The following is a 26,417-nucleotide window of genomic DNA, read 5'->3' on the forward strand; positions in this document are numbered from 1 at the left end:
TATAATTATACAAAAGTTCCTTAATAAAAGTATTCACATTAAAAGAAATTAATTGCAATAATTATCACTGACCCCGGTTCGAGGACTATAACATTGAGAAAAATAGATTTTATGGCTATGTAGAAACCCTCAGAGAGACCAGATCCAATTATTTGAACTGATTTCACGATATTTTATATCAGTATCCTGAATATTGGAACCGGTATAGACAGGTCTTTACAAAGCCATTTTTCGATCCGATAGTTTTTCGATCCGATAGTTTTTCGATCCGCATATTTATTTATATATTTATTATTTAGTTATTATTTGTTTACTTAGATATTTATTTATATATTTATTCGTCCAGTTATTTATTTGTTCATTTATTAACTACAATATACCTGGACCTCGTTTCAGTACTGGTATTTCCGGAATTATTTACCGTCAAACTGACAGTAAATTGTCCAGTTCTATCGTATACATGTATCGGATTCTTTTCTGTTGATGTGTTTCCATCCCCAAAAGCCCATGTCCATGAATCCGGTGATCCTGTGCTGTTGTCAATAAAACTTACACTGAGCGGCACAGGCCCTGAAGCAGGAGATGCGGAAAAGGCAGCGACAAGAGGGTTTGAAATAGCAATATAACCTGTTCTTGCAAGAGTATTGCTGCCATTTTCATTATTTGCTGTCAACGCAACAGAATAAAGTCCCGATTTATTGTATGTATGCACAGGGTTCTGTTCTGTCGAATTACCTCCGTCTCCGAAAGTCCACCTCCATGAGGATGGAGAACCTGTGCTCTCGTCAGTAAAACTGATGGTCAGAGGCGCTTTTCCGGAGGTATGGGACGCAGAGAAATTAGCAACTGGAGTTTTTAAAGCATCCGACACGGCAATATAGCTGGTTTTTGTCAACACATTACTGCCGTTATCATTACTTGCTGTCAATGTAACGGAATAAAGTCCCGATTTATTGTATGTGTATACAGCATCCTTTTCCGTGGAGTTGCCTCCATCCCCGAATGTCCATTTCCACGAAGTGGGAGAACCTGTGCTCTGGTCAGTAAAACGGACCGTAAATGGCGCTTTTCCTGAAGCAGGAGACGCAGAGAAATTGGTGACTGGAGCATCTGAAACGCTTGATACAGCAATAAATCTTAACTTTGTCAACGTATTACTTCCGTTTGTATTACTTGCTGTCAATGAAACAGTGTATTGCCCTGATTTATTATATGTGTGCACAGGGTTCTGTTCTATGGAATTGCTTCCGTCTCCGAAAGTCCACCTCCATGAGGATGGTGACCCTGTGCTCTCGTCAGTAAAGCGAACGGTAAGCGGTGTTTTTCCTGAAGCCGGAGATGCAGAGAATCTGGAAACAGGAGCATTCAGATCGCCTGAAACATAAACATATCCGAATTTTGTCAATGCATTGCCGCCGTTTGCATTACTTGCTGTCAATGTAACATTATATCTCCCCGGTTTATTGTATGTGTATACAGGATTCTTTTCCGTGGAATTGCCTCCATCCCCGAAAGTCCATTTCCACGAAGTCGGAGATCCTGTGCTCTCGTCAGTAAAACTGACAGTAAAAGGCGCACTCCCTATAGTTTGAGTTGCTGAGAAAGCAGTGATAGGGACAGTTCCTGAACTCGGCATCGCAGTACTGTTTCCGGAAACTACACTTATATACCTGGATATCTGTACCCTGTTGCTTCCTCCTTCATTGGTCGCAGTTAAAGCAACAGTATAATTTCCTGGTGTATTGTATATGTGTGCAGGATTCTGGTCTTCGGAATTATTCCCGTCTCCGAAAGACCATTTCCATGAGGTTGGAGATCCTTTGCTCTCGTCAGTAAAACTAACGGTCAGCGGCGCTTTTCCGGAGGCAGGAGATGCAGAGAAGCTGGTAACTGGAGGTGCTAACGAAACACCTGATACAGCAATAAACCCTGTTTTTGTCAGTGCATTACTTCCGTTTGCATTACTTGCTGTCAATGAAACGGAATATAATCCGGACTCATTGTATGTGTGTACAGGATTCTTCTCTGTCGAATTGGTTCCGTCTCCGAAGTACCATTTCCAGGCAGTTGGAGAGCCTGTGCTCTTGTCAGTGAATCGAACGGTAAGAGGTGCTTTTCCTGAAGATGGAGACGAAGAGAATCTGGCGGCAGGGATATTCGCAGTGCCTGAGACGGCAACATAACCGGTCTTTGTTAATGTGTTACTGCCTTTTTCATTACCTGCTGTCACTCTGACAGAATATAGTCCTGGTTTATCGAATATATGTACAGGATTTTTATCTTCTGAGTTATTCCCGTCTCCAAAAGACCATTTCCATGAGGTTGGAGATCCTTTTCCCTGTCCGGTAAAATCGACAGTAAGAGGTGCTTTCCCAAAAGCAGGAGATGCAGAGAAGCTGACTGCAGGACTGCTTAAAGCGTTTGAAACAATAATATATCTGGATCTTGTTAACGTATTGCTTCCGTATTCATTGCTTACTGTTAATGTAACAGTGTATAATCCTGCTTCCCCGTATGTATGTACAGGGCTCTGTGCGATTGAACGTGTACCGTCTCCAAAATTCCATTTCCTTGAGGTCGGAGATCCCGTGCTCTGGTCAGTAAATTGAACGGTAAGAGGCGTTTTTCCTGAGGTCTGAGACGCAGAAAAGTCAGCAACTGGGGCTTCAAAACCGTTTGAGACTATGATATAATTGGATTTTGTTACTGCAGTCCTGTTCCCGGTTTCGTTTAATGTCAAAGTAACGGAATATCTTCCTGGTTTTTTATAACTATGAACAGGGCTCTTTTCCGTTGAATAAGTCCCATCCCCAAAAGTCCAGTTCCACGATGCCGGCGATCCTGTGCTCAGATCAGTGAAACTAACACTGAGGGGCGATCTTCCTGAAGTTGCTGAGGCGGAAAATACCGGCTGTGCCAGGACGGTTACTGTGGCAAATTTCGAATCAGTGCCGTTAGCGTTGTTCACTGTAAGCGTTACATTATAATTCCCTGCCCTGGAGTAGGTATGCACCTCATTTTGTTTTGTTGAACCGGATCCCTCTCCAAAGTCCCATTTCCACCCGTCAGCATTTTTAGAGAAATCCGTAAACTGGACAGAAAGAGGAGCATAACCGGTTGTGAGATTGATGCTGAAGTTTGCAGCGGGAAGTAATGGCTGTGCAGGCAGAGGACTTATAAACTGGCCGAAAGCAGCAGGACTGTAACCTGTTTTTTCCGTAGTTATAACCCTGTTTGTGGCTGTGTCAATTATAGAGACAGTGTTTCCAAGATGTTCATCGTCTCCGCAGTTTGCTACATATACCTTTGTCCCGTCCGGTGTGACTGAGATTCCGTAAGGATTTCTTCCAACTTTAACAGAAGCTACAACAGTTTTTGTTGCGGTGTCAATCACTGAGACATTATTGCTGCGCTGGTTTGCTACGTATGCTTTTGTCCCATCCGGACTGACTGCAACTCCCATAGGCCATTCTTCTACAGGCACGCTGGCTGTAACAGTGTTTGAATCCGTATCAATTATAGAAACAGTCCTGCTTTCACAGTTCGAGACATATATTTTTGCCCCATCCGGGCTGACTGCAATCCCACAAGGACCTGTTTCAACTTTGACACTGTCTATAACGGCATTTGTGCCTGTGTCAATTACGGAGACATTATTGCTGTAACGGTTAGTCACGTATACCTTTGTTCCGTCCTGTGAGGCTGCAACTCCCATAGGCCATTTTCCTGCAGGCACCGTGGCTATAACAGTTTTCGCAGACGTGTCAATTACGGAAACGCCGTTGATATCACGATTTGCCACGTACAGCTTTTTCCCGTCCGGTGTGGCTGCAATTCCGTATGGGCCGTATTTGTCTCCTAAATCGATGGTAGCTGTAACTTTATTTATAGCCGTATCAATTACAGAGACAGAACCTTTGCGATTGTAGTGGGCATTCGTTACATATACATTTTTACCGTCAGGGCTGAATGCAACTCCTATCGGGCTAATTCCTACAGGCACGGTGGCTGTTAAGTTATTATTTTCCGTATTAATTACCGAAACAGTGTTGCTGTTAATATTGGTAATAAATGAGTATGAAGGCGAAAGAGAACCTTTCTTTACAGCACTTAATGTTGCAGTCTTTGAATCCGTGCCGTTTGAATTACTTACTGTAAGGCTAACAGTATAGACCCCGGGCTCAGAGTAGGAATGAGTGGGATTCTTATTTGTAGAGCTGGTTCCATCTCCAAAGTCCCATTTCCACCTTGTTGCATTTTCGGACAGGTCTTTAAACTGAACAGGCGAAGAAAGGAAAACGTAATCTAATGTGGTATTGGTGCTGAAGTCAGCTGAAGGATAAACCGGATGTACAGGGATAGAACCTATAAACCTGCCTGAAGCGTAAGTGCCCTTTCCTGCAAGCATTGTTGATGTGACAGTGTTGGTTGCAGTGTCAATTACAGAAACAGCATTGCAGAGGTTAATTGCTACGTATACTTTTTTTCCATCGGGAGTGACTGAAATTCCCGATGGATTTGGTCCGACTGGCATCGTAGCTGTAACTGTATTTGAAGAAGTATCAATTACAGAGACAGTGCTGAAATACTTATCATTATTAGAAACATACACTCTGGTTCCTTCCGGGTTGACTGCAACCCCGGAAGGAGCTCCATTTACCTTTATCGTACCTGTAACGCTATTTGTTATTGTGTCAATAACAGAAATACTCCCGCTGTCAGAGTTTGCCACATATGCTCTGGCTCCATCCGGTGCGACCACAATTTCCCTTGGACCTTTTCCTACGGAGACTGTGGCTGTAACCTTATTCGTAGCCGTATCAATGATAGAGACATTTTTGTCCCCGTAATTGGTTACATATACCTTTTTCCCATCAGGGCTCACAGCTATTCCGGTAGGATTCCTTCCCATTTTTACTGTACTTATAACAGAGTTAGAAACAGTATTAATTACAGAAACGGTGTTGCCGCCCAGGTTTGCTACATATACCCTTTTGCCATCCGGGCTGACTGCAATTCCTTGAGGAGAACTGCCCACACGCACGGTAGCTGTAACATTATTTGTTGCCGTATCAATTACGGATACATCGTTGCTATGAGCATTTGCCACGTATACTTTTGTCCCATCAGGATTAATTGCAACTCCCAGAGGGCTGGACCCTGCCGATATCGTGGTCACAACTCTGTCTGTTGTCGTGTCAATTACAGAGATATTGTCACTTTCCCCATTGGTAACATATGCAAATGACGAAGCACCTGCAGTACTCACCAGAATTAGAAGAGCAAGTGCCGTTATCCAGAGAGCTTTATTAAAGGTCATCCCCCTAGACATATTAATATAACTCGTTCCTTTCATTTTAGACCCCTTAAGATGTGAATTATCAAATTTATTAGAAGTGTTAAACCCCTTGAAATTTGACAGGTTTATATAACGGATAATATGGCGATCCATTGAAATTGAAGTTGTTTCGGGCTAAGCCGATTATTGCATCTAATGCCACTATTAGAACCCCCAATAAATAAGAATTACAAAACTATGAAAAATAATTGTAAACCAAATGATAATAATCTTTCTTTTTTTAGCTTAGTATAGATTATCTAAATTATGTTTCAGCTAAAAATTTTAAATAATTTGTATTGTAAGATTAATTCTTGATTTGTCTTAAAAACAAAAACTTCCTTCCTGCAACAGGATAACTATAAGGAAAATATTCTAGAAAAATAACTATAAAAATAAGCACCCTGTAAAGATATTATTGAGCTTATCCCGAAAGTCAAGACAGTATGCCAGATCAAGAAAATTTCAAGGACCAAGCGAAGTTGTTTATTGTTTACTGAAATTGTTTACCATTTCTCTTAATTCTTCCATAGGGTCTCACGTTAGTCAGGCGATCGGGCAAGTTTAATATGTATATAACCTGGCTGTGAGATCATATTGACAAAACAGAATGATGTCAGGTTAATTAAATGTTCTTTCATAAAGAAAAGTCGAGAACACTAATATTTATGCCTTTATTCCGCTTACTCAGGCCTTGGTAATGTATTCATACCTGACATCTGCCCTTGTAATTTCTGGCAGTTCTCCCCACATGCCAATATACTCTCCCTGGATCACGAGCGCGCCTTTTATTCCTGAAATTCCTTTTACAGCTTTAAAGGAAGCCTCTACTGATTCCTTACCTATTCCCACCTCATTTCCAAGCGCAGTTGCAGCGGCGTCTGCAAGGGAAACATCATCAGAAAACACTGCAGCCGCATCTGCCATCCCGAAGCTGATAGAAGGCCCTACCGTGCCTGCCGAAGTGCAGACCCCTGTTATGGAATCACGTGGTTCGAAAATAAGCCCCAGATTTTTGATAGGAGATTGTCCTGCATAGATTCCGACCACAACTGGCCTGTCATTTATAAGTGCGATATCCCCACCGTTATCAACTATAGCGTATTTTGCTCCGGCTTTTACCATTGCTTCCACAGCAAGGGCAGAGATTGTGCCTGCAACCGCGCTCATTGGCCCGATTCCCACCGTATTTGCTGCTTTTGCCATTCTCCTGACCACCTCAGGGGCACTTTTCGGGCATTCATAGGGTTCAAGAGTGAGCCGAAAATAAGGGTCGGAAAGAATATAGGTCTCAAGAACTGCCCTGTGGATTCTGATTGCCTCTTTTGCGGCTTCTATGTGAGCCTGATCGCAGGCTGAGATAGTGACTATGGTTTCCTTGAGCCGAAAATGCTCCTTTATCGGAGTTCCGGCAGATTCTTCGGGTTCTTTAAAGGGTTCTCTTGCGGGCTCTGGCATGCTGGTCTACATTGCGTTTATTGCTTAAAAAAGAAATGCTTTTCTGACCCGGCTTCCAGGCATTGAACAGGAGTATGAAAACTGCAGCTTCCGAATGCAGGAGTCAGAGACGCGATTTTGAGTTCCCGGATTAGTTTATTAAAAAAGATTTTTAGCGGCTTTTTAAGCATGCCGCCTTTTAACTCTTTAATTTACTCTGATCCGGTTTAAGGTTTAGTTGTTTTCAGCCAGTTAGAACTGCAGTTTTTTCATCCTTTCTACAGCTTCTTTGATCCTGTCAACCGGTTTTGTCAGGGCGAACCTTACGTACCCTTCGCCTGCATCCCCAAAGCCCACGCCCGGAGTTGCAACGATTCCTGCTTCCTCGAGCAGGAGTTTTGCAAAATTGATTGAGGTGAAACCTTTGGGGACCGGAGCCCAGATATAAAAGGTAGCTTTTGGGGGCTTTACCTCAAGGCCCATAGCAGTGAGCCCTTCGATCAGGGCATTCCGCCTCTCTTCGTAGATTTTGTTTGCTTCATCAACGCAGTCCTGTGAGGACGTGAGAGCTGCAATGCCTGCAATCTGGATGGCATCAAAGACGCCTGAGTCCACATTGGACTTGACTTTCCCGAGTCCCTTTATGAGAGCTTTATTTCCTGCAGCAAACCCGAGTCTCCAGCCGGTCATGTTATAGGTTTTTGAGTGGGAATAAAGTTCCATACCAATATCCATTGCCCCTTCGGCTGCAAGGAAAGAAGGTGCTTCGTAACCGTCATAAGCCATCTGACAGTATGCGTTGTCATGGACGGCAATGATATCATGTTTTTTGCAGAACTCCACAACTTTCTCAAAAAACGCCATATCAGCGGTTGCGGCAGTCGGGTTATTTGGATAGTTAAAGAAGAAAAGCTTTGCTTTTTTCAGGATATCCTCAGGTATTGAATCAAGGTCAGGCAGGAAGTTATTCTCAGCTTTCAATGGCAGCGGATACGGTTCTCCGCCCGCAAAAATAGTCCCTATCTTATATACGGGGTACCCTGGCTCGGTGTAGAGTACGACGTCTTCCGGGTTAACAAAAGCCAGAGGGATATGGGCTACAGCTTCCTTTGACCCTATGAGTGAAAGTACTTCCGTGGCAGGATCAACCTTTATTCCTTTATATTTCTCGCACCATTCAGCCGCAGCCTTCCTGAATTCGGGCATCCCGGCATAGGAAGGATACTGGTGCGTCTTCGGGTCGCAGACAGCCTTCTGCATGGCCTCAACAATATGCGGATGTGTTGGCAGGTCGGGATCTCCTACGCCAAGGTCTATTACGTCCACTCCTTTGGCAATCATTTCATCTCTTGCTTCATCAATAGCTGCAAAAAGATATGGGGGTAATGCGTTTATGCGGTCTGAATACATTGAGAAAGTCACCTGAATATGGTTTACAGTGTGTAATTCTGCATAATTACGGCAGTGGGGATATTAAAAGGTATGGGATAAAAAGAAGAATGAAAAGAGATTGGATAATAAAAGTTGCATATTACTTTTTTCGAGATCCACAACTTTGCAAAGTTTTATAAACTTTGACTTCAAATCATACTGTGTGTCTAAAATTAGAACTGTTTTTCTAAGTTTTATTGCATCTGAGATATTTATTCTAACTATAGAGCTAATATTTGAAATTCCGTTTAATGTTTATTATTATATGGACCCTAGCCTTACAAAACAAGCAGTTATTTCTTTCCCGTTTTTGTTTAGCAACGATGGACAGACTAATTTATCTGGAATCTCTATATTTGTAAAAAGTTTATTCGGTTTGTTTTTGTGGCTTCTGACGTCTCCTGCCCTTTTGATTGCAGTTGTAGTTTACATTTTAGCACCGGAAGACGAAGGCAAACCCGCAGCAATTCACACATCCAGGCATTAATATCCAGAATAATTATGTGGAAAGGAATCAAAAAAAGATTAGAGTAAAATCAGAATAAATAGTCTTAAAAATTAAAGAAAAAATTTGGCTAAAGATTCAGCTTTTAAGTACTTCAACAGCAAGGTCGGCATTGATAATATAATCGAAGTTAATAACCTCATCCCATTTCTGCTGCATAAACATCGACTGAAAACAGACTCCGATAATTTTTCGTTTATTTGAACCTTCCAGGACCTTTCCTGCAATCTCTTTAGCTTTCTGGGGGCTGAAGCCGACCTTTGGCATAGCAAGCCCGCCGAGCAGGACAACAGCATCAGCATGGGCATCCACAGGTTCTCCCAGTTGCATTCCTTCAGGGGTCATGGAGATTAACCTGGCTTTTTCAAAGTCCATATTGGGAATAAAAGTAAGTTTTTTGTCCCTGGCGACAAAACCCATGAGTTCGGCAAATGGGGTACAGAAACCAGGGGTACCAATAAATGTAATCTTTTCTACTCCATCCAGGAGACTCTTGAAACTGTTCAGGATGCCTCCAACTCCCTGCGAGGTGTTTATTATCTGCATGAAACCTTTCTCCTTGATCTTTCATATCCTGTACTTTTTGAGCACTTTATATCCAGCATTATCTACTTTCGCAATAAGATTGGAGACATTCCCATAAATAATTTGAGTAATTCAGAAGTAGTTAATCCATTTTATCAAATAATTAAATGGACTTAAAAGAATTGATAAAAGCACTTGAATTACTTCATTACTGTCGCTTGAACTGCAGTATTATAAGCTATACTGAACTTTTTTGCCCTGTTCAATGAAGAAAAGAGGCCTTTCCTGCAAATAATGTAGAGTAAGAAAAATCCTGAGGTCAAAAATAAGAGAAAAAATCGGCGATAAAATAGGGAAAACGTGCAAAAATAAACTGAAGAAAAGTGAGAAAAGGCAAATGCCCTTTCATACTTTCCTTATCCCGAAGGATTCGAGCAGAATTTCGGGATAGAGGCCGCCGCTTGAAATTGTTTTTGTGCTCTTCAGGTCGTTTACTGTTACCCTGGCAGGAGCGAACATGCCTGCGTCAACTTTAAAGAAGTCAAAGTTTGCTGCTTTGAAGGTCTGGTAAAAGGGCTTTCCGAAATCGCTTGAGGTTGTCGAAGGAACTTTCTTCACGAAATCCTCGAGTTCAGCCAGTTCGCCTTCAAAATGGACGGTGTAGTTGGTTTCGCCGCAGTAAATTACACAGTCATTGGTTGAGCCCATGCACTGGACATCATTTCCTACTATGGGGGCGATAGGTGCAATTCCGTATCCGCTCTTGATGCAGTTGATGTCAAAGCCTATGGATTCGAATTTATGAATACCGGTTTCAACGACACGGGCTGAAATCTGGACAGAGCCTGCGATTGAGGCTGTAGGCGCGACAGCGATCATGACGTTTTCAGGGTCTACGCTGCAGTGCTTTGCAATATACTCAACTACTTTTTCATCCGGGATTTTGTCAGATTCCATGACAAGGACCGCAGCTTCGAAATCATCTTCATATCCGATTTCTTCGTAAAGCTCTTTGGGTTTTAAACCAAGCGCACGTGCGGGACCTGAGCCCATACCGAAGTAGCCGCCTACTGAAATCCTCCAGCCTGCATATTGGGAAGCCATGCATGCAATTACCGGATTGTCGGTTGCCACCTGAATAGCAGGCCAGTTTATGCCATTAAGGTTAAAGGTGCTGTATTTAAGGTCAGCAAGGTCAGCAAGGCAGAGTCTTGCCAGGTACATTCCGGCTTCATATCCGCCTTCTGCTTTAACTCCACAGTCAATGATTGTGGCGCCGTTATCAAGTTTAATTACTTCTGTCTTCAGGTCTTCGCTCCAGTCGAGCATCTCTTCAATGACATATGAGCCCATTTCGTTGACGCTTATCAAAATATCACCTGCTTATCGGTCAAAAAACTGTTTATCGAAGCTTATTGAAATTTTCGAAGTTATTGAAATCGTTATTGATATTGTTTACAGATAAGGATGTTAATGAGTATAATGCTGAATAACTGAGCCATGCTGAATAACTGAGCCATGATGTATAACTGAGCCAACTAGCTCAGGTTGTTTCCCAGATTCGCTATCCGTATAAGGAAGAATCCAATATATAGATACTGTTATAATATTTTATTTAATTAATACTAATCGAAGGATTACGATCAGATTATGAAAATACGGTCGTTTTTTCTGACAATATTATCAACAGCGAGCCCGACTTCGTCTCCTTTTTCAGCTCTTTGCAGGTTTACTCCTTTCTTTATAAGAGAGCGGACCTGCTGTTTCAGGTAAGTGGTATTTCCTTCTATCAGAACCTCATCTCCTATTGAAAGCCCTTCTTCAAGCAGCTTTATTGCCGCAGCCTGTTTTTTAGGGTAATAATTTTCAACAATTCCTGCAGCCCTGCGTTTTTTCTCTGATGCGTTCATGCCTTTTTCAGGAGAGAAACCTTCTAGACCCGGAACTCCGAAGTAAAAACCAGTAGAAAAGCCCCTGTTGTATACCGAAGCCAGCTCGGACTTCCATGCCTCAACTTTTTCGCGGGTATAAGTGCCTTCTTTACAGGCATCAATTGCTTCCCTGTAGCAGCGCGAGACCACTTCCAGATAGAGGGGATCACGCAACCTTCCTTCGACCTTAAACGAATCGATCCCTACTTTAAGAAGTTCCGGAATATATCCTATCATACATAAATCTTTTGAACTGAGAAGGTATTTTCCCCTGCTCTCCACGACAAGTCCGTCTTCCCCATGAAGCTCCCACTCCCAGCGGCAGGGCTGAGTGCATTCTCCGCAGTTACCGGGTTTTCCAAGAACATATGCCGAGAGATGACACCTTCCTGAAACCGCCATACACATCGCACCATGGACAAAAGTTTCCACTTCTATCTCGCTCTGGTTTTTGATTTCCCGTATCTCATCCAGGGAAAGTTCCCTTGAAAGCACTATACGCTCTGCCCCAAGGGCTCTGTAAAACTCTGCAGCTTCATGGTTCGTAACGTTTGCCTGCGTGGAGATATGGATTTTGAGCCCGGCTTTACGGGCTTTCAGGATTACGGCAGGGTCCCATGCGATAACTGCATCTACTCCGGATTTTGCAGCTGCTTTTATCACATTGTCCGCTTCCTCAAGCCTGTCTTCATTTACTGTTGAATTTACAGCCAGATAGGCTTTTAAACGCCGTGCTTTGATCTCAGAAACAAATTCTTCGAGGTTTTCAAGAGTAACCGTTTTTGCTTTTGCTCTCAGGCTGAGCCTGTCGGTTGAGAAATAGACCGCATCGGCATACTTATAGCAGGCTTCAAGCCCTGCAAGGTTCCTGATGCCCATTATTAGCTCCGGGCCTGGACTGTTGTGCATGAAAGAGGAGATACCTGAACTTTAATTTAAAAATATCTCTATCAAATTTACTGCTCCAATTAATTTTACAGTCTAAGAAATTATTATAAGAAATGTGAACTTTTTACGTTAAGTTAAAGGATAACCAGGTTGACGGAAAACTATATATAAGTGGATTGCATTTTTCAAAATGGGGATGAAGTAAGACTTAACAGAGAATAGTTCTGTGTATAGACTGAGGAAAACAAATAGAGACTGTTAATGTTTCAAAATTGGGGGAATATAAAATGGAATATGAACTCGAAGAAGTTGAAAGAGACTACGTGGAATTCCGCAAGGAAATGGGAGAAGAATAAATTAAAAAATCGTATGTGCATTGAAAAAATGCACAGGATTACAAATTAGAGACTTATCAATACTTTTTCTACTTTTTTATTTTTTTAAAAAAATCGATCCTGGTTTTCCTCGGCAATTAAAAGCAATTTTTGGCTGTTGAATTTCTATTCCAAAAAAAGATATACCTTTTAAGGAGAATTACCCTTCATGCAAATTAAAGGAATCGCTCTTGATACTCTTGATTTTATCCTCGGAGCCAGCAAATCAATGGCACCTGAAGAATTCGCCGGGCTTTTGCAGGAAAAAGACGGAGTAATTACTGAAGTGCTTATCCTTCCAGGGACCGAATCAAGTGATACAAGCGCAGTTCTAAGGCTTTTCATGATGCCGAACATAAAATCCGCAGGTTCGATTCACAGCCATCCCGGGGCAAACCGAAGGCCTTCAGAAGCCGACTTGCGCCTCTTTTCAAAAACAGGAAACTGCCATATTATAGTTGGCAGCCCTTATAACAGGCAGAGCTGGACATGTTACGACAGGGAAGGGAATGTAAGAGAACTTCCTGTCCTTGAAATAGAATTTGAAGAGAATGAAGAGATTTGAGATAGAATTCATTCCAGAATTTGAATTAGCATTTTGCTCTGATTAGCCTAACTCTGATTAGTTGAATAGTTAAAGAATCTGGTTAAAGAATTTGCTTCCAGGAAAGGCTTTTTGAATTCTTTGTGATGAAATATTGAAAAGCAGCCCTTTCTTCTTAACCTGCCTTCTGCCTGTCTTATTGCATACCAAAAACATTTTATTTACATATACACATTATTTATGGGATACATCCTGCACCTTTATCAAAATACAGGTAATTCTAACCCAAAGGCTGTATCCGGGAAACATATCTGGAGCTCAGATCCAGATAGCCTTCACGTATCTGGAGGTAGTAATCCTAATGCCTACATGCCAAGACTGCAGATTTTATACGGCTATTGATGAGATAAAAGGCGAATGTTTCAGCCTCGGATTTGAAGTACGCGGAAAAACCGATTCCAAGAAGTGCCCGGAGCGGGCTTTCAGGCCAAATAAAGGTCCCAAATCAAAAAAAGCCGGAGCGGCAAGGTATTAAAATGAATAGCGAATCTGGGACGAGAAAAGCTCGATGAAATGAGGTAGAAAGTGTAAAAGTACATTGATCGAGCTTCTACTGGAAAAAATACCGGAAAGCGCAAAAACCTTTTTTCTGCTTGCCGGAATTAAGTGAATTTCAGATTAAGTTCCATTCAACATTTTCTTTTTCTGTCTGTTTTCACCTTTAATTTATTTAGGTATTATTTTCCGAGAAAACCGTAATATATTCAGGTATGATCTTTGTATTGCTGCCGTTTTCATTCGTTACTGTAAGGCTTACATCATATTTTCCGGGCTCAGTAAACGTGTGAGTTGCGTTCAAAGCGTGTTTTGAATTAATGCCGTCTCCGAAATCCCAGAACCAGTAAATCGGTGCACCTGTACTGTTGTCAGTGAATAACACTTTTAAGGGTGCATTTCCTGACGTGATATTCGCAAAGAAGTCTGTAACGGGTTGATTTTCTTCCTGTTCCGAAATAACGCACATATAGATATCCGGGTTTTCATTACGGAAATCCTGCCACACTATCCTGTTCCCGTAGATAGCAGGCTCTGCTGGTGACCCATTAGTGGTTATCTGGACTTCTTTAGAAGTAGAAAGATTGTACATGTAGATATCTGGATATTTGTTACGATAGTCTACCCACACAACTCTATCGTTATATATGGAAGGCCAGAGATCCGAATGATTGGCCGGAATCTGAATTTCGGTAGAAGTCGAGAGATTGTACACGTGGATACTATAGGCCCCATTAAGCTCATCCCGCCAGATAACCCTGTCCATGTAGATAGAAGGCTGGCTGTGATGCGACCCATTGGAGGTTCTTTGTATCTCTTTTGAAGTAGAAAGATCGTAAATGTGAATAGTTGAGTTTTCGGATATGTTATGGTCATACCATACTACCCTGTCTCCATATATATCGGGGCCTACATCATTTGATTGGTTACTGGTAATTTGAGTCTCATTATGAGTAGAAAGGTTGTACATATAGATGTCAGAATTTGACAGGTTACTTTCATCACCATTGCGGTAATCTGCCCACACAATTCTGTCATCATAGATTTTAGGATTTGAAACTGATCCACTGGCAATGATCGGGGTTTCCTCTTTGGTGGAAAGATTGTACATATAAATATCCCCGTTCCCATTACGAAGATCAATCCATACAATTCTCTCATCATAGATATCAGGAGAATACTCATCTGATTCGCTGGTGGTTATTTGGGTTTCCTCCCTGGTGGAAATATCGTACATGTAAATGTCTCCATTTCCATTGCGGTCATCACACCAGACAATCCTGTTTCCATAAATTGAAGGACTAACCTTATTCGATTTATTGGCAGTTATCTGATATTCAGTAAGGACAAGTTGGCCATCCATTTTCTGTAAAGGAGACGCCGTTATTATGGATAACTTTGAGACGGTTCCTCTTGAATTGCTTACAGTAAGATTAACAACATAAGTTCCCGGAAGGGTATAAGCATACACAGCAGTTTTGTTTACGGAATCGATAATACCGTCATTGTTAAAATCCCATGTCCTTTTTGCCACATTTTTCGAAAGATCTGTAAAAAGAACAGAAAGAGGAGCCTGATTGCTCGTGATATTGGTGTTGAAGTCAGCTACAGGAAAAGCCTCAGCATCCTGTACAATAACCTCCTGAGTTTTTGTAGCTATACCGTTCTCGTTGCTTACTATCAGATTAACCGTATAATTTCCCGGAGATATATACTCGTAAAAAGGGTCTTTTTCTGTAGAATCTGTTATCCCATCATTGTCAAAATCCCATTCCCATACAAGTGCATGCTGTGAGAAATCTGTGAATTGTACAGCTAATGGGGCAAGCCCCTGTGTGGTATTGGTACTGAAATTTGCAACAGGCGATTCTTGCTTTCCATATACAGATGCGAGAGGAAGGAAATCGAAATTGCTTTCATTAAGTTTATAAGGCGAATCGCAAATCCAGTCTCCATCCGAGTCTGTACAGGTTTCAGAAAAACCGGTCCCATCAGGCTTTGCCCAGAAATTGCCGCCAAGGTAGGGGCCGCCTGCAATATTGGGACATGATATAAGTGAATTATTCCAGACATTTTCTCTATGGCTTTCCAGCCTTACGTTTATATTATTGTTAAAATAATTATTGTAGATTCGTTCACCACTTTCCAGGTCTGGAATATAGATACCGCATTCCGCACTGGAGGTTATTGTGTTGTTTAATATTTCAATGCTTGAATCTGTTACATGAATTCCAACACTGCAATTTAAGATTGTATTATTATAAACTCTGGTTCCACTCGACTGAGAAATATCTATCCCACTATAACAGTCAATAATCCTGTTGTTAATAATATCTAAACCACGGTCATACGTATCGACCCCATGTGAGCAGTTAAAAATGGTATTATCAGATACCACATCACCTCCCCCACAACAGGCAAAACTTATACCTATGCCATTTGAGATTTTATTTTCAGTTATCAAATTAATCGATGACCACGGCCCCGACAAAATGTAACCGTTTTCGATTATATTCTTTCTCAGTACATTCTTTGCACTTCCTTCACCCAGGGAAACTCTACTATCGGAAAGCAGATTTTCTGAGATTGTATTGTAACTGGCATATGATAGAGAAACAGGGCTTTTTTCAATGGTATTATTTATCAGATTATTCAGATTGCTCGCTTCAACAAGAGAAATGGAACTGTTAAAGAAAAAATTTTCTGAAACTATGTTCTGGTCGGCATTGACAAGACACACTCCCAGGTAGTTTTCAAATAAAATATTGCCTGTAATTCTGCAGTTTCTGGCATTCTTCAGGCAAATTCCAGATGGATAGTTAGTGTGATTTCCCTTGGCCTCTGTTATATTGAAACCGCTGAGAGTTACGTTATTAGCTGTAATAAGAAAAGCGCTTTTGTTTTCCTCTGGAGATTTTACCAGCACTTCAAAGCTTTTCGGCTCTGATCTGATCGTCAGTGAAGTAATGTTAACAATAATATTTTCCGTATAAGTCCCAGGTAAAACAAGAATTACATCCCCGGGAGATGAATTATTAACTGCTTCCTGAATTGATCTGAAATTCGCTGAACCATTATTATCTACCGTAATTTCCCTGCCGGATGCAGTGCTGCAAAGTGCACTCGTTATAAGCGCAATAATTATTAGAATAACTGTTCTGCTTGCCCTCATTAACCCCACTCCCGCTGAACCCGTTCCAAAGCTTCATCTGGTTTGTTTTGAGAGCAGCCAGAATTTCTCTATCTTGCTGAACTCTATTTCCAGTAAGACACTGACCAGAAAGAGATACGAAGAACTTGAACAGGTATACCATCATGCTTAAACAGAATTTCCTCCGAATTCATAAAATATATTGAATATAAGTATGGGCTGGATTTATTCATACCTTTCAGGAAATGAAGTATAAATATATGAAATAACTAACTACTGAGGAATTTAATATAAAAATAGTATTAAAATTAGTATTAAAATTAGATAAATAACTCTAAAAAAGCCTTTTTCTTTGTCTATTACCGGAGTCCCCTGTTCTTTCAACTTTTTTATTTATTCTTATTTAACTCAGTACCGCAGCTATCTTTTTTATTACCATTGATAGGAATCGCGAATGCAAAGGTACTCCCCTCACCTGGTTTACTCCTGAACCAGACATACCCTCCATGCAGGTGCACAATCTGTTTAACTAAAGACAGGCCAAGTCCGGTTCCCTGGAATTTTTTCGATGAAAAAGAATCAACCTGGCTGAAGGGTTTAAAAAGCTTGTGCTGATCCTCAGGTTTTATCCCGATTCCTCTGTCCTTAACCGTTATTTCTACCAGTTTCCCTTTTCTTCTCGCTTCTATCTTCACAGGATTATTCTCAGATGAGAATTTTATGGCGTTATCCACAAGGTTGTACATTATCTGAATAAACCTGGCTTCATCAGCACGGATGGTAGTAATATCTTTATCCACATCGATCTCTACATTGATGTTCTTTCGGTCTGCTATAGGAGATAACAGGTTTTTAATTGTAGCCAGGTTTTTTATGAGTTCAAACTCCTTATAATCAAGCTCCATCTTTCCGGCTTCTACTTTGGAAAGATCAAGAATACCGTTTATCAGATTAAGGAGATGCCTTCCGCTTTTTGAGATGTTTGCTGCATACCTTAGCTGTTTTTCATTTAACGCACCAAAAATCTGTTCATATAAGAGGTCTGAGAATCCTATGATTGAATTAAGTGGAGTTCTCAGTTCATGGCTCATATTTGCAAGGAACTCACTCTTGGTACGATTTGCAATTTCTGCGACCTGCTTTTCCTGAAGGAGTTTTTCAACAGCTTTCTTTCCGGTAATGTCCCTGCAGGTTTCCAGAACACCTATAATCCTGCCATTTTCATCAGTAACCGGGTTGGCCTGGACAAACCAGGAATTTCCGTCGTCCGAGATAAATTCTCCTGAATCCTTATGCCCGGTTTCAAAGATCTTTTCAATTTGCAGGTATTCAAAGGAAGTGTCGCTTATGCCCTGAATGCTTTTAAGATGGATACCTTTCGCCTTTTCAAGGTCCACATTCATATGTTTAAGGGCAGCTTTGTTTGCCCAGATAATCTTAAGTTGAGGGTCTACAAAAATTACCAGTTCATTTAAAGAATCAAGAAGAACTTTCTTTTCGCGTGCCTGTGCTTTTAACTCCTTTTCTGCCAGATCAATTTCATTTAACATCCCGTTTATTTCTTTTGAGAGCCGGTAAAGTTCGTCGTCACCTTTGAGAGGCAGTCTTTTAGAGAGGTCCTTTTCCGACCTGACTTTTGTAACAAAATTGTCTATCTCTGCGAGTCTCGAAATAAAGAGATTGTCAAGTACAATCTTAACTCCGACACCCGTCACCAGTCCGATAAATACGAGCAGAAAATACATGTAATTCAGGGTTCTTTCGCCGTTCAAATAAAGATCTCTTGGAAAATCAGCCCTCATAATAACTGCAGGCTGAAGTGAAGTGTCCTTTAATACAAAATACCCTGATATTCTCTTTTCACTGAGGGGCTCGACAATAGTCCTGTCTGGATACTCGGAAAAATTTTGAAGCTTTTCTTGAAAATCTAAAGGCATATATCCATCGATTCTATGCATGGAAATTGAAGAACAGCTGGTTTCATTAAATTCATCCAAGAGAGCACTGTCAAGATACCTCCCGAAAATCAACGTGCCTTTCACAGGCCCTTCATAACTTGTTTTAAGTATAGGGTGGCAGGAAACAAGCATGGGGTTTTCGTCAAGTAAAATGCATCCGCTTACTTCATCATCTTCTGTTTTTGCAGAGAAAAGACCACTTTCTACCATTTCGAAAAGCTCTTCAGGAACATGATTTTCCTCACCGGTATTGAGATCTACAGACTTCGTATAAACAACAGACCCACTGTTATTCACAAAAATCATAACATTAACTTTGAGCCCGTAAAGAGTCTGGTTTTGAAGGTTTACATCCATGTATTTCTGGTTTTTATCCTCGATAAAAAGGTAAGTATCATCCCAGCAGGCCCAATCCTGAACCATGTTATCAAGATATTTTTGTTCCGTCTCAATTGTATTCTGTACCCTGTCTACATTCTTTAATGTATCAGCCCGTTCCAGATCTAGAAAATTTGAAAGTTGCATATTATAAGTAAATGCAAAAGTAGCAGTCAGGGTTGCAAAAATTAAAATTGTAATTATAAATACTTTTTTACTAATGTCTATTCCAAACACCCCAGATGACGACAATTGAGAGCTAAAAACAATAAGTATTAACAACATTAAAAAAGGAATTATAAGTATATAAGAATGTGTTGACTAAAAAAGAATTTTAAGGCATCAAACACTTATATTTCGGATTTTTCTTTTAAATATTTATAAAAAAATTATTATTAGTTTAAATATTAACTAATAAAAATTTAATTATATTTAATTAAAAATCTGTGTTATTTTCGCAACTGGATTTAGTCTCTGGTTTATATACCCACGTAGAACCCCGGCGTTAAACGGATGAAGTGATCTGTTGCCCTGTGCGAGCCCACTACCCTGTGCCTGGCGGTATGAAGATATGCATCCTTGAGGCCAGCGACTTGAAACACGGATCCACAGTTCACCTGCAGTTCAGGCTTCGGATGTAACCTCAAGGACTTCCTGAGCTATCTGGATGAGCCTGAACCAGGTGTTGAGGGCAGAGCGCAGGGAAACCGTATCTTCAGCTTTAACAGTGAGTACAAGGAGATTTTTACCCTCAAGTGTCAGCCCTATTCTGGACCTTTCGGAAAAGTTGTCATTAAGTTCCGGAAGGACAGCCTGATAGATCTTCTCGGCAGTCTCGGTTTCAAACTTAAACTCTGCAGAAAGTTTCAAAGAATTCCTCCTGGAAAGAAACTACATACAAGACAAATACAAGACAAATACAAGACAAATACAAGACAAATACAAGACAAATACAAAATAAATATAGATTCTGGTTCTTAAACTGGATATGGTTACAACTCTACGAGCTGAAAAAAAGGTTTTCGGTCAATACCTTTTGAAACCTTTAATGTTAAACTTGAAAAGGGGCTTTTCCCCACCTATGAAATCGATCTCTTTTTCTCCCGCCCCCATTACAAGGGAATTGGCAGGGAGCTGACCGACCGCGTCACTTTCTATCCTGTTGAAGTGGAAAAAAGACTCAAGCGCGTCCGCAACCTCTCCTTTGCCTGTGAGCACAGGCTCGATATCCGGAAACCAGTAAGAATCGAGGTCTTCAGAATACCAGTCCGAAAACCTGATAGAAAAAAGAAGCTTCCCTGCGTCATCGTAGAAAACGAGCTCCCCCGGATTTCCGTGGTATTCCCCCACGATTATGAGAGCCTGCCCCTCTGAGGAGTCCAGAAGTTCCGGCATACCCATTTTGCCTCGGGAAATGCACCTGCTGGCAAAAAAGCGTGAAAGAAGCTTGCAAAGTGTCCTGGACTTTGCAGAAGGCTTGCGAGAAGTGGTAACTAGCATACTCCCCTTGATGAGGTCAGGGGTATTTTTCACTTTCGCTTTACCTGAAAGTCATCCGGGTAAGAAGCACATGCTACAGGAAGTAGGATACAAAAAAGGAATATAAAGAGGATAAAAAAAGGAGTATATAAAGGATAAAAAAGGAATTATAAAGAAAAATCAAACTTTAGTAGAAACTTTGTTGCTTTTTTTCCGGCATCTAAAATCAGTTTCGTATGGAGAGACATATTCCATTATTTTCCTGCAAAATCCGTAGGATCTGTTATATGTTTCACAGTCCCCGCATGTCGTTGGCGTTCTGTCCGTTATTTCGCCTCCTGAAATAGCTTTAGTAATTTTTATAACTTTTTAGGGAATCTTCAACTGGGCTTCCTGCATTGTTAAATTCCTTTTGGTAGGTTTTACTTCACACGTTATTGTATTAAATTTCTTTGTTTTTCTTCAGATATCCTTTGATAGATGATATCTAACTTTAGATATTACTATATACAGTTATATACTTATCTATAATTATTCCTATGCCTTAAAAGCTTGTAATTCGTGATTCTGGGAGGAAAGAAAGCAAGGATAATTCAGATCTCAAAGATCCGAAGTCGGAGAAAAAAATGTTTTTTGAGGAAGATATCCAATTAAATATATAATAAACGGTTAAAATCTAAAGGTTGAAAAATAGCTAAATGTACCAAAAAATGTGAAAGTTAAAATTACACATCTCGCACTTTTGTTGGGGGGAATAGGGATCTCAAAAAAGTGTAGGCTTTTGCAGAGACAATGCACAACCGCTTACTTTCAAAATTGCCCTAGCAAAAATAGTTCTTTTTCTATATATTCAGAAACATAAATCTATCGAATTTTCTGTACGTTTGTGTGTATATTATGCACAACAGTTTATTCTCGAGAGTTGCCCTAACAAAAATTCATTCTGTATTTTATAATGTGCTTTAAATAAAGGTGTACAAAATTTGTACTCTATTTTGAGAGATTAATGCATAATCAGTTTTAAAAACTATTTTTACTAAAAATGGATACCTTTTTGTACAATATCTATTTAAAAAACAGTTAGGTTTTTTACAATAGTGCAAGAGCATTAACTACAATTTTCACTAATCTACATCACTGTGTACACACATTATACAAAAAATCTTTATGGTAATTATTGATCCAAAATAATTTCAAATTCCGAATGAACAATTGAGCCTATAATTTCAGATCACTAGATTTTGGAACTGAGTCCTCCAGAAGGAGAAAAAACTATGAACTTTCACCAAAAGCGAGTTGTATTAAGCGCCACAATTGAATATGACTACAATACGAGAAATTTCAAGACAGGCTATCTTAAGAGAGGCAAATATAACCAAGAGAGGAGAGGCATATACAACGGAGAGAGAAGTGTAGGAGATAGAGTTGAGGAAATTGGGCTCTGTAGAAATCCTCTGAAACAACGAATTTTCATAAGTTTGAACTAAACAGCTTTATTCATTTTTCACGGATTTATATTCAGCCTCCTGAAGCTGATTTAAATAGGTTTTCTACAGAGCCGGAAATTGCACATGATATAATTGTACGCGAGCTACCTGCTGATATGGAGGAACTCTTTGGTATAACTATCAATACAAGAATAACAGGCGTTCGTGAAGGTAGTATTATTCTCTTCTTTGAAGTTATCTTCGCTAGCTACAATATAATTTCAAATTATAAAAATTTCATTGACAGCATTAGTCTAATAAAAGATCAGTGTCACCGTTTGTTAAATGCTGCTTTAAGAAATGAGTTTCAAGAGAATGAAAAATCAGAAAGCAATTTCGAGATCAAAGTTGAAGTTGAATATCCCAGACTGAATTCACATGAGACATATTTTAGGGAATGGCTTGATAGACTACTTTATAGAAGTCGTGATTCTTCACCTCTTATTCTTTTATCACAAATCCCTGAACACAGAGGCGATGGTTTTTTGTATTATTTACTTGTTATGAATATTGTACTAATCATATTCGTTGTTATTTTAGTCTATAAAGCAATAATCAAGACTTATTTCTCATAACTTTGCTATTTAAACCCAGATATGCTTCAGATCTTCAAAAAGTAAAGAAACACACGTTTGGTAGTGTCCAATTTTTCTGCAAAATTACAAATTTTAAGAGGTTTTTGAATCAAAAATTCGAGGGTATTAGATTGGTTTCACATACAGTGTCCGAAAAATTAACTTTAAATTTACAGCAAATCGAGACACTGCCAATAAGATAGTTTTTGTTCAATTACATTTTTACTGAGCCGATCCCAAAAGCTATTTTTTATGCATTTATCATTAGGTTTCATTACTACTTTCTTGTTAGTAGCTCGATTGATTACTTCAAAATTGAGAACTAAGTAAGTAGTTTTTGAGTTTTGGGATCAGCTCACTCCTTTTACTACCTTTCTTTAAGCCGTTTTACTCTTTTACCTGTAAAATTTATATTTTTACAGTAAAATATAAACATTTTTATTTTTGACTTAAAACAGAGCTTCCCACTTATTTACTCTTTCCAGAACATGACTGTTAAGGGTAAATGGCTTATCTGATTTCGCATTCTGCTTCATGTAATGCAAAGTGCCTTTAGAAAACCCTAGTTTCTTCCAGTCAACATAAGAAATATTGAGAATCTTTTGCCTTATGTCATAGGAATTAATTCTCTCAATCTCATATTCAGGATTAACAAAATCCAGTTTCTCCTTTTTGCTAGTAAGATAATGGGCTAATTCCCTAACCTTTAGGAAGATAACATAACTCCATGTGCTTTCTTTTCCCTGGTAACTTACTTTTTTGTTCAACATATTGGAAAACTCATTAACAATCTTCCTGGCTCCTGTAGGCTTTATTTCATGCAAAAAAACCTCCAATAAGAAAAAAGTGACTATAACGGAAGAAAATAAGCCTGTAATACTATGAATTGTAACTCCGAATTCTTCCCCGATTCACATACTAACATTTAAAATCTTTAAATTCGTTTCAAATGTAATGGAAAAAATCAGGAGGATTGAGGAATGAAAGCAATTCACAGGACAGCAATTGCGCTGGGTTTTTCTCTGGCAATTCTTTTTCTGATTGCAGGAACAGCTACTGCGGGTTATGGCAGTTATGAACAGCTGGCGATAGATATCGGGTTAAAGCAAGTACCATATGATATCAACGGCGATTTTACAACCGTTTCGGGAATCACCTACAACTCTTCGTCTGGCGAATTTGACACAAACAATCCGGGAACGATTTACACCGTTACACAGTATGAACGGCTGTTTTCGATCGTGGAGGATGGCTCCAGTGATCCTTTGTACTTTGCCATTGACGATAAGCACGGTAAGCATTTTTTCAGCCATAGAAAGGACGGAAATGCTACATCGTTCCAGAGCGGTGTCATCGAGTCGGAGGACGTTTTTTCAAAGAGGATGATCACCAGTTCGGATGGAGTTGTCAGGGTCCAGACGGTTCGTGCAGTTCGCAACGGAGCAGAAGTTTCTGAAGACAGTACGCCGATCCCGGATCTTATTGGCACGTGGTCAACTGCCCAGAATAGTGTTTACCAGATAAACAGCCAGGAAGGAAACGTATTTTCCGGTAGAATTACCGCACATGGAAAAACAACGTCCACAGCATTTGCCGGATACATCGAAAAGTTTTCTGAGGACGATACAGCCGATCTTGTTATGCTCTGTGAGAAAGGCAACTTCATCTTGGGTAGTGTCAACGAAAGTACGCATAACATAACCATCCCATATGTTCTCTATGATGATGGCAGAATCTCATCCTCACCTTATGAAGCTACGTGGGCGAGAACTAACATGTCGTACAATGTGACCCGGAAATATTCCACAGTTCTGAATAATGACGGGATTACCAGAGATACCTCGAAACAGGCCCGGCTGCTGTCTGTCTCGGACCAGAAGGTCGGCCGGTATAACCTGACTTCCGCTTCCGATGACATCACAATCATTGGCATTGTCCAGGAAAACAATTCATTTATCGAGTATTCCCCGGAGACAGGGCTTATCCGTGGTTTCGTTAAAGGTCATACAAAATATGATTTCCTGGGAGGAACTGACCTTGCAGAAGCCTCAGCCCATGATTTAAAGCAGAAGCCTCTGCCCATAGTTAGGCATTCTCTCAAAAGATAACATCGAGCATCAGAAAAGAGATTAATAGACTAATTCATCTATCTGTTAATGGTGAGGTCTTGACCGATAATATCAAAGCTACCGGAGAACAAATTTCCAACTCTGTCCTTGACAATATTTACCAGCGCAGGTCCGTGCGCAACTATTCCGATAAGGAAGTTCCCGACGAAATAATCAAAGAAATAATCCGGGCTGGAACATATGCGCCAAGTGCCGTGAATAGGCAGCCCTGGCGGTTTGTAGTCGTAAAAAACAGGCAGCTTATCGATGAATATGACGACCGTGCTAAGAAGGCTTTCCTTGCTGCATTTAAAGACACAAGAAACCCGGACCTGGCCAGATATGTACAGCACTTATCAAAACCGACAACCAGGATCCTCTATGAGGCACCTGTTTTCATCCTGGTATTTGCATCTCCCGACGTTATCGACGAAAATGACTGTGCTCTGGCAGCGGAAAACATGATGCTTGCAGCCCACTCTTTAGGTATCGGGAGCTGCTGGATCGGGCTGGCAGCAGGCCTGGATAACGATAAGGAATTCCTGAAAGAAGTGGGAGTGCCTGAGGGGCATAAGCTAATCGCGCCGCTAATCTTTGGATACCCGGCTAAAGAGAGCAGGAAGGCACCTGCACGTAATGAGGATGTCATATTGAAATGGATAGATTAACCTCAACAAAAAAATCTCAAAATAAAAAGCTTCAAAATAAAAAGCCTCAATAAAAAACAAAAAAACAAACCTGGAATAACAAACAAAAAACAACCAACCTAGAATAACAAACCTAAAATAACAAACCTAGAATAACAAACCTAAAATAACAAACCTAGAATAACTAACCAAAAATTACAAACCAAAAATTACAAACCAAAAATTACAAACCAAAAATTACAAACCAAAAATTACAAACCAAAAATAAAAATCGTGATTGAGAGGGGAGGTTTTGTTTATCCCGGATACGAGGAGCGGAATACATTCGGGATAAAAACCGCTCAATCACAATATATGTGAGTTTGCTTACTGGCATGATTCTTGATTGTTATATTAGATCATTAAATCACGGTTTATACTAAAAAGTGATTTACCTGTTGAATCATACCATATTATTTCTATTAGTATTCAATAATATATAATTATCTCAAATTTAGGAGAAAGTAAAAAATTTTTAGATTCCGTTACAAAAAAGTTATATTGTTATGAGATGGAAGAATTGGAGACAAAAGCTGTTTCTACGATTCCTTCATTTAATATTAGTTATGGATTTTTACATTGTTGGGGATTTTATTTTTTAGTATAAGACTGATTCAAGATGAAGTATCGTATCTCTTTTCCTCAATAGATTATGCTGCAAAAACAGTGTCCGGAAAACCAGGAAAGTTACCAGGCTACAGTAATCAGGAAAACTGTCGAATAATAAGAAATCAGAAAAGCTATTGATTACAGGAAATTAAAAAGCTACCCAATTATAAGAAAGCAGGAAAAATAGCAGAAATTGAGATGTGTACTGTCCGGACAGGAAACATCTGTTTTTGTCCGTCAAGTACTTGAAAACGGTTTTTATCCAGACAACCATTTTTGCATCTTATCCGACAGAAGGAGTAACTGATATACTCCTTATTCTGCCTTGATGCGTTTAATGGTTGTAGGACGCTCTTTTACCAGGATTCTGTGTCCGCAGTACGGGCACCTTATACCGGTGTACTCGTAGTCAATTTCCACTTTCTGTTTACAGCGAGTGCACTTATATCCCATACGAC

General features: G+C 40.1%; 17 protein-coding genes. 5 read left to right on the forward strand and 12 right to left on the reverse strand.

Translation table 11 applies throughout. The features are described from left to right. Window positions 1-358: 358 nt before the first annotated feature. The 3 genes from RSJ42_RS09250 to RSJ42_RS09260 all read right to left on the reverse strand — a co-directional run bounded on the left by RSJ42_RS09250 (window position 359) and on the right by RSJ42_RS09260 (window position 8,185). Window positions 359-5,320, reverse strand: coding sequence for a PKD domain-containing protein (locus RSJ42_RS09250; protein WP_410507017.1), 4,962 nt, complete (start codon window positions 5,318-5,320; stop codon window positions 359-361). A gap of 705 nt (window positions 5,321-6,025) precedes the next feature. Next, on the reverse strand, window positions 6,026-6,796 hold the full coding sequence (locus RSJ42_RS09255) for a UPF0280 family protein (RefSeq protein ID WP_410507018.1): 771 nt from the start codon (window positions 6,794-6,796) through the stop codon (window positions 6,026-6,028). Window positions 6,797-7,027: 231 nt separating this feature from the next. Continuing rightward, window positions 7,028-8,185, reverse strand: a complete 1,158-nt coding sequence (locus RSJ42_RS09260) for an LL-diaminopimelate aminotransferase (protein WP_410507019.1) — start codon at window positions 8,183-8,185, stop codon at window positions 7,028-7,030. Window positions 8,186-8,369: 184 nt separating this feature from the next. On the opposite strand from RSJ42_RS09260, the gene RSJ42_RS09265 reads away from it, so the two are divergent. Next, window positions 8,370-8,693, forward strand: coding sequence for a hypothetical protein (locus RSJ42_RS09265; RefSeq protein ID WP_410507020.1), 324 nt, complete (start codon window positions 8,370-8,372; stop codon window positions 8,691-8,693). Window positions 8,694-8,789: 96 nt separating this feature from the next. Here the strand turns inward: RSJ42_RS09265 and RSJ42_RS09270 are convergent, their stop codons facing one another. The 3 genes from RSJ42_RS09270 to RSJ42_RS09280 form a co-directional block, all read right to left on the reverse strand. Beyond that, entirely contained in the window at window positions 8,790-9,257 is a 468-nt protein-coding gene (locus tag RSJ42_RS09270; protein WP_410507021.1) for a DUF2124 family protein, read from the reverse strand. A 384-nt stretch (window positions 9,258-9,641) separates the two neighbouring features. Further along, window positions 9,642-10,607: a methenyltetrahydromethanopterin cyclohydrolase gene (gene mch / locus RSJ42_RS09275; protein ID WP_410507022.1), complete on the reverse strand. Its 966-nt coding sequence runs from the start codon at window positions 10,605-10,607 to the stop codon at window positions 9,642-9,644. Window positions 10,608-10,879: 272 nt separating this feature from the next. Further along, complete coding sequence (locus RSJ42_RS09280) at window positions 10,880-12,076, reverse strand: peptidase U32 family protein (protein WP_410507023.1); 1,197 nt, start codon at window positions 12,074-12,076, stop codon at window positions 10,880-10,882. Between the two features lie 522 nt (window positions 12,077-12,598). Between RSJ42_RS09280 and RSJ42_RS09285 the strand changes: the two genes are divergently transcribed. Further along, window positions 12,599-12,994, forward strand: coding sequence for a Mov34/MPN/PAD-1 family protein (locus tag RSJ42_RS09285; protein ID WP_410507024.1), 396 nt, complete (start codon window positions 12,599-12,601; stop codon window positions 12,992-12,994). 340 nt (window positions 12,995-13,334) lie between these two features. Continuing rightward, window positions 13,335-13,508 (forward strand): hypothetical protein, encoded by a 174-nt coding sequence (locus RSJ42_RS09290; RefSeq protein WP_015412686.1) that lies wholly within the window; start codon window positions 13,335-13,337, stop codon window positions 13,506-13,508. Window positions 13,509-13,703: 195 nt separating this feature from the next. Here the strand turns inward: RSJ42_RS09290 and RSJ42_RS09295 are convergent, their stop codons facing one another. The 5 genes from RSJ42_RS09295 to RSJ42_RS09315 form a co-directional block, all read right to left on the reverse strand. Next, window positions 13,704-16,700, reverse strand: a complete 2,997-nt coding sequence (locus tag RSJ42_RS09295; RefSeq protein ID WP_410507025.1) for a NosD domain-containing protein — start codon at window positions 16,698-16,700, stop codon at window positions 13,704-13,706. Window positions 16,701-17,068: 368 nt separating this feature from the next. Beyond that, window positions 17,069-19,300 carry a CHASE4 domain-containing protein gene (locus RSJ42_RS09300; protein WP_410507026.1) on the reverse strand — a complete coding sequence of 744 codons (2,232 nt, stop codon included), beginning with the start codon at window positions 19,298-19,300 and terminating at the stop codon, window positions 17,069-17,071. Between the two features lie 339 nt (window positions 19,301-19,639). Continuing rightward, complete coding sequence (locus RSJ42_RS09305; RefSeq protein ID WP_410507027.1) at window positions 19,640-19,885, reverse strand: KEOPS complex subunit Pcc1; 246 nt, start codon at window positions 19,883-19,885, stop codon at window positions 19,640-19,642. Window positions 19,886-20,041: 156 nt separating this feature from the next. After that, window positions 20,042-20,515 (reverse strand): rRNA maturation protein, encoded by a 474-nt coding sequence (locus RSJ42_RS09310; protein ID WP_410507028.1) that lies wholly within the window; start codon window positions 20,513-20,515, stop codon window positions 20,042-20,044. A 2,490-nt stretch (window positions 20,516-23,005) separates the two neighbouring features. Then, window positions 23,006-23,380, reverse strand: coding sequence for a CRISPR-associated protein Cas1 (locus RSJ42_RS09315; protein ID WP_410507029.1), 375 nt, complete (start codon window positions 23,378-23,380; stop codon window positions 23,006-23,008). Window positions 23,381-23,536: 156 nt separating this feature from the next. Here RSJ42_RS09315 and RSJ42_RS09320 point away from each other — a divergent pair, with 156 nt between their 5' ends. Continuing rightward, window positions 23,537-24,664 (forward strand): hypothetical protein, encoded by a 1,128-nt coding sequence (locus tag RSJ42_RS09320; RefSeq protein WP_410507030.1) that lies wholly within the window; start codon window positions 23,537-23,539, stop codon window positions 24,662-24,664. 59 nt (window positions 24,665-24,723) lie between these two features. After that, window positions 24,724-25,332: a nitroreductase family protein gene (locus RSJ42_RS09325; RefSeq protein ID WP_410507031.1), complete on the forward strand. Its 609-nt coding sequence runs from the start codon at window positions 24,724-24,726 to the stop codon at window positions 25,330-25,332. Between the two features lie 942 nt (window positions 25,333-26,274). Here the strand turns inward: RSJ42_RS09325 and RSJ42_RS09330 are convergent. After that, window positions 26,275-26,412 (reverse strand): DNA-directed RNA polymerase subunit P, encoded by a 138-nt coding sequence (locus tag RSJ42_RS09330; protein WP_011021777.1) that lies wholly within the window; start codon window positions 26,410-26,412, stop codon window positions 26,275-26,277. Between the last annotated feature and the right edge of the window lie 5 nt (window positions 26,413-26,417).

The sequence above is a fragment of the Methanosarcina hadiensis genome (genome assembly GCF_046529725.1).
Classification (GTDB): domain Archaea; phylum Halobacteriota; class Methanosarcinia; order Methanosarcinales; family Methanosarcinaceae; genus Methanosarcina; species Methanosarcina hadiensis.

Bases quoted from the DNA above. Each gene is read 5' to 3' on its own strand.
- RSJ42_RS09250 (WP_410507017.1), bottom strand. From the start codon at position 5,320: ATGACCTTTAATAAAGCTCTCTGGATAACGGCACTTGCTCTTCTAATT.
- RSJ42_RS09255 (WP_410507018.1), bottom strand. From the start codon at position 6,796: ATGCCAGAGCCCGCAAGAGAACCCTTTAAAGAACCCGAAGAATCTGCC.
- RSJ42_RS09260 (WP_410507019.1), bottom strand. From the start codon at position 8,185: ATGTATTCAGACCGCATAAACGCATTACCCCCATATCTTTTTGCAGCT.
- RSJ42_RS09270 (WP_410507021.1), bottom strand. From the start codon at position 9,257: ATGCAGATAATAAACACCTCGCAGGGAGTTGGAGGCATCCTGAACAGT.
- RSJ42_RS09280 (WP_410507023.1), bottom strand. From the start codon at position 12,076: ATGCACAACAGTCCAGGCCCGGAGCTAATAATGGGCATCAGGAACCTT.
- RSJ42_RS09285 (WP_410507024.1), top strand. From the start codon at position 12,599: ATGCAAATTAAAGGAATCGCTCTTGATACTCTTGATTTTATCCTCGGA.
- RSJ42_RS09290 (WP_015412686.1), top strand. From the start codon at position 13,335: ATGCCTACATGCCAAGACTGCAGATTTTATACGGCTATTGATGAGATA.
- RSJ42_RS09295 (WP_410507025.1), bottom strand. From the start codon at position 16,700: ATGAGGGCAAGCAGAACAGTTATTCTAATAATTATTGCGCTTATAACG.
- RSJ42_RS09300 (WP_410507026.1), bottom strand. From the start codon at position 19,300: ATGTTGTTAATACTTATTGTTTTTAGCTCTCAATTGTCGTCATCTGGG.
- RSJ42_RS09310 (WP_410507028.1), bottom strand. From the start codon at position 20,515: ATGCTAGTTACCACTTCTCGCAAGCCTTCTGCAAAGTCCAGGACACTT.
- RSJ42_RS09320 (WP_410507030.1), top strand. From the start codon at position 23,537: ATGAAAGCAATTCACAGGACAGCAATTGCGCTGGGTTTTTCTCTGGCA.
- RSJ42_RS09330 (WP_011021777.1), bottom strand. From the start codon at position 26,412: ATGGGATATAAGTGCACTCGCTGTAAACAGAAAGTGGAAATTGACTAC.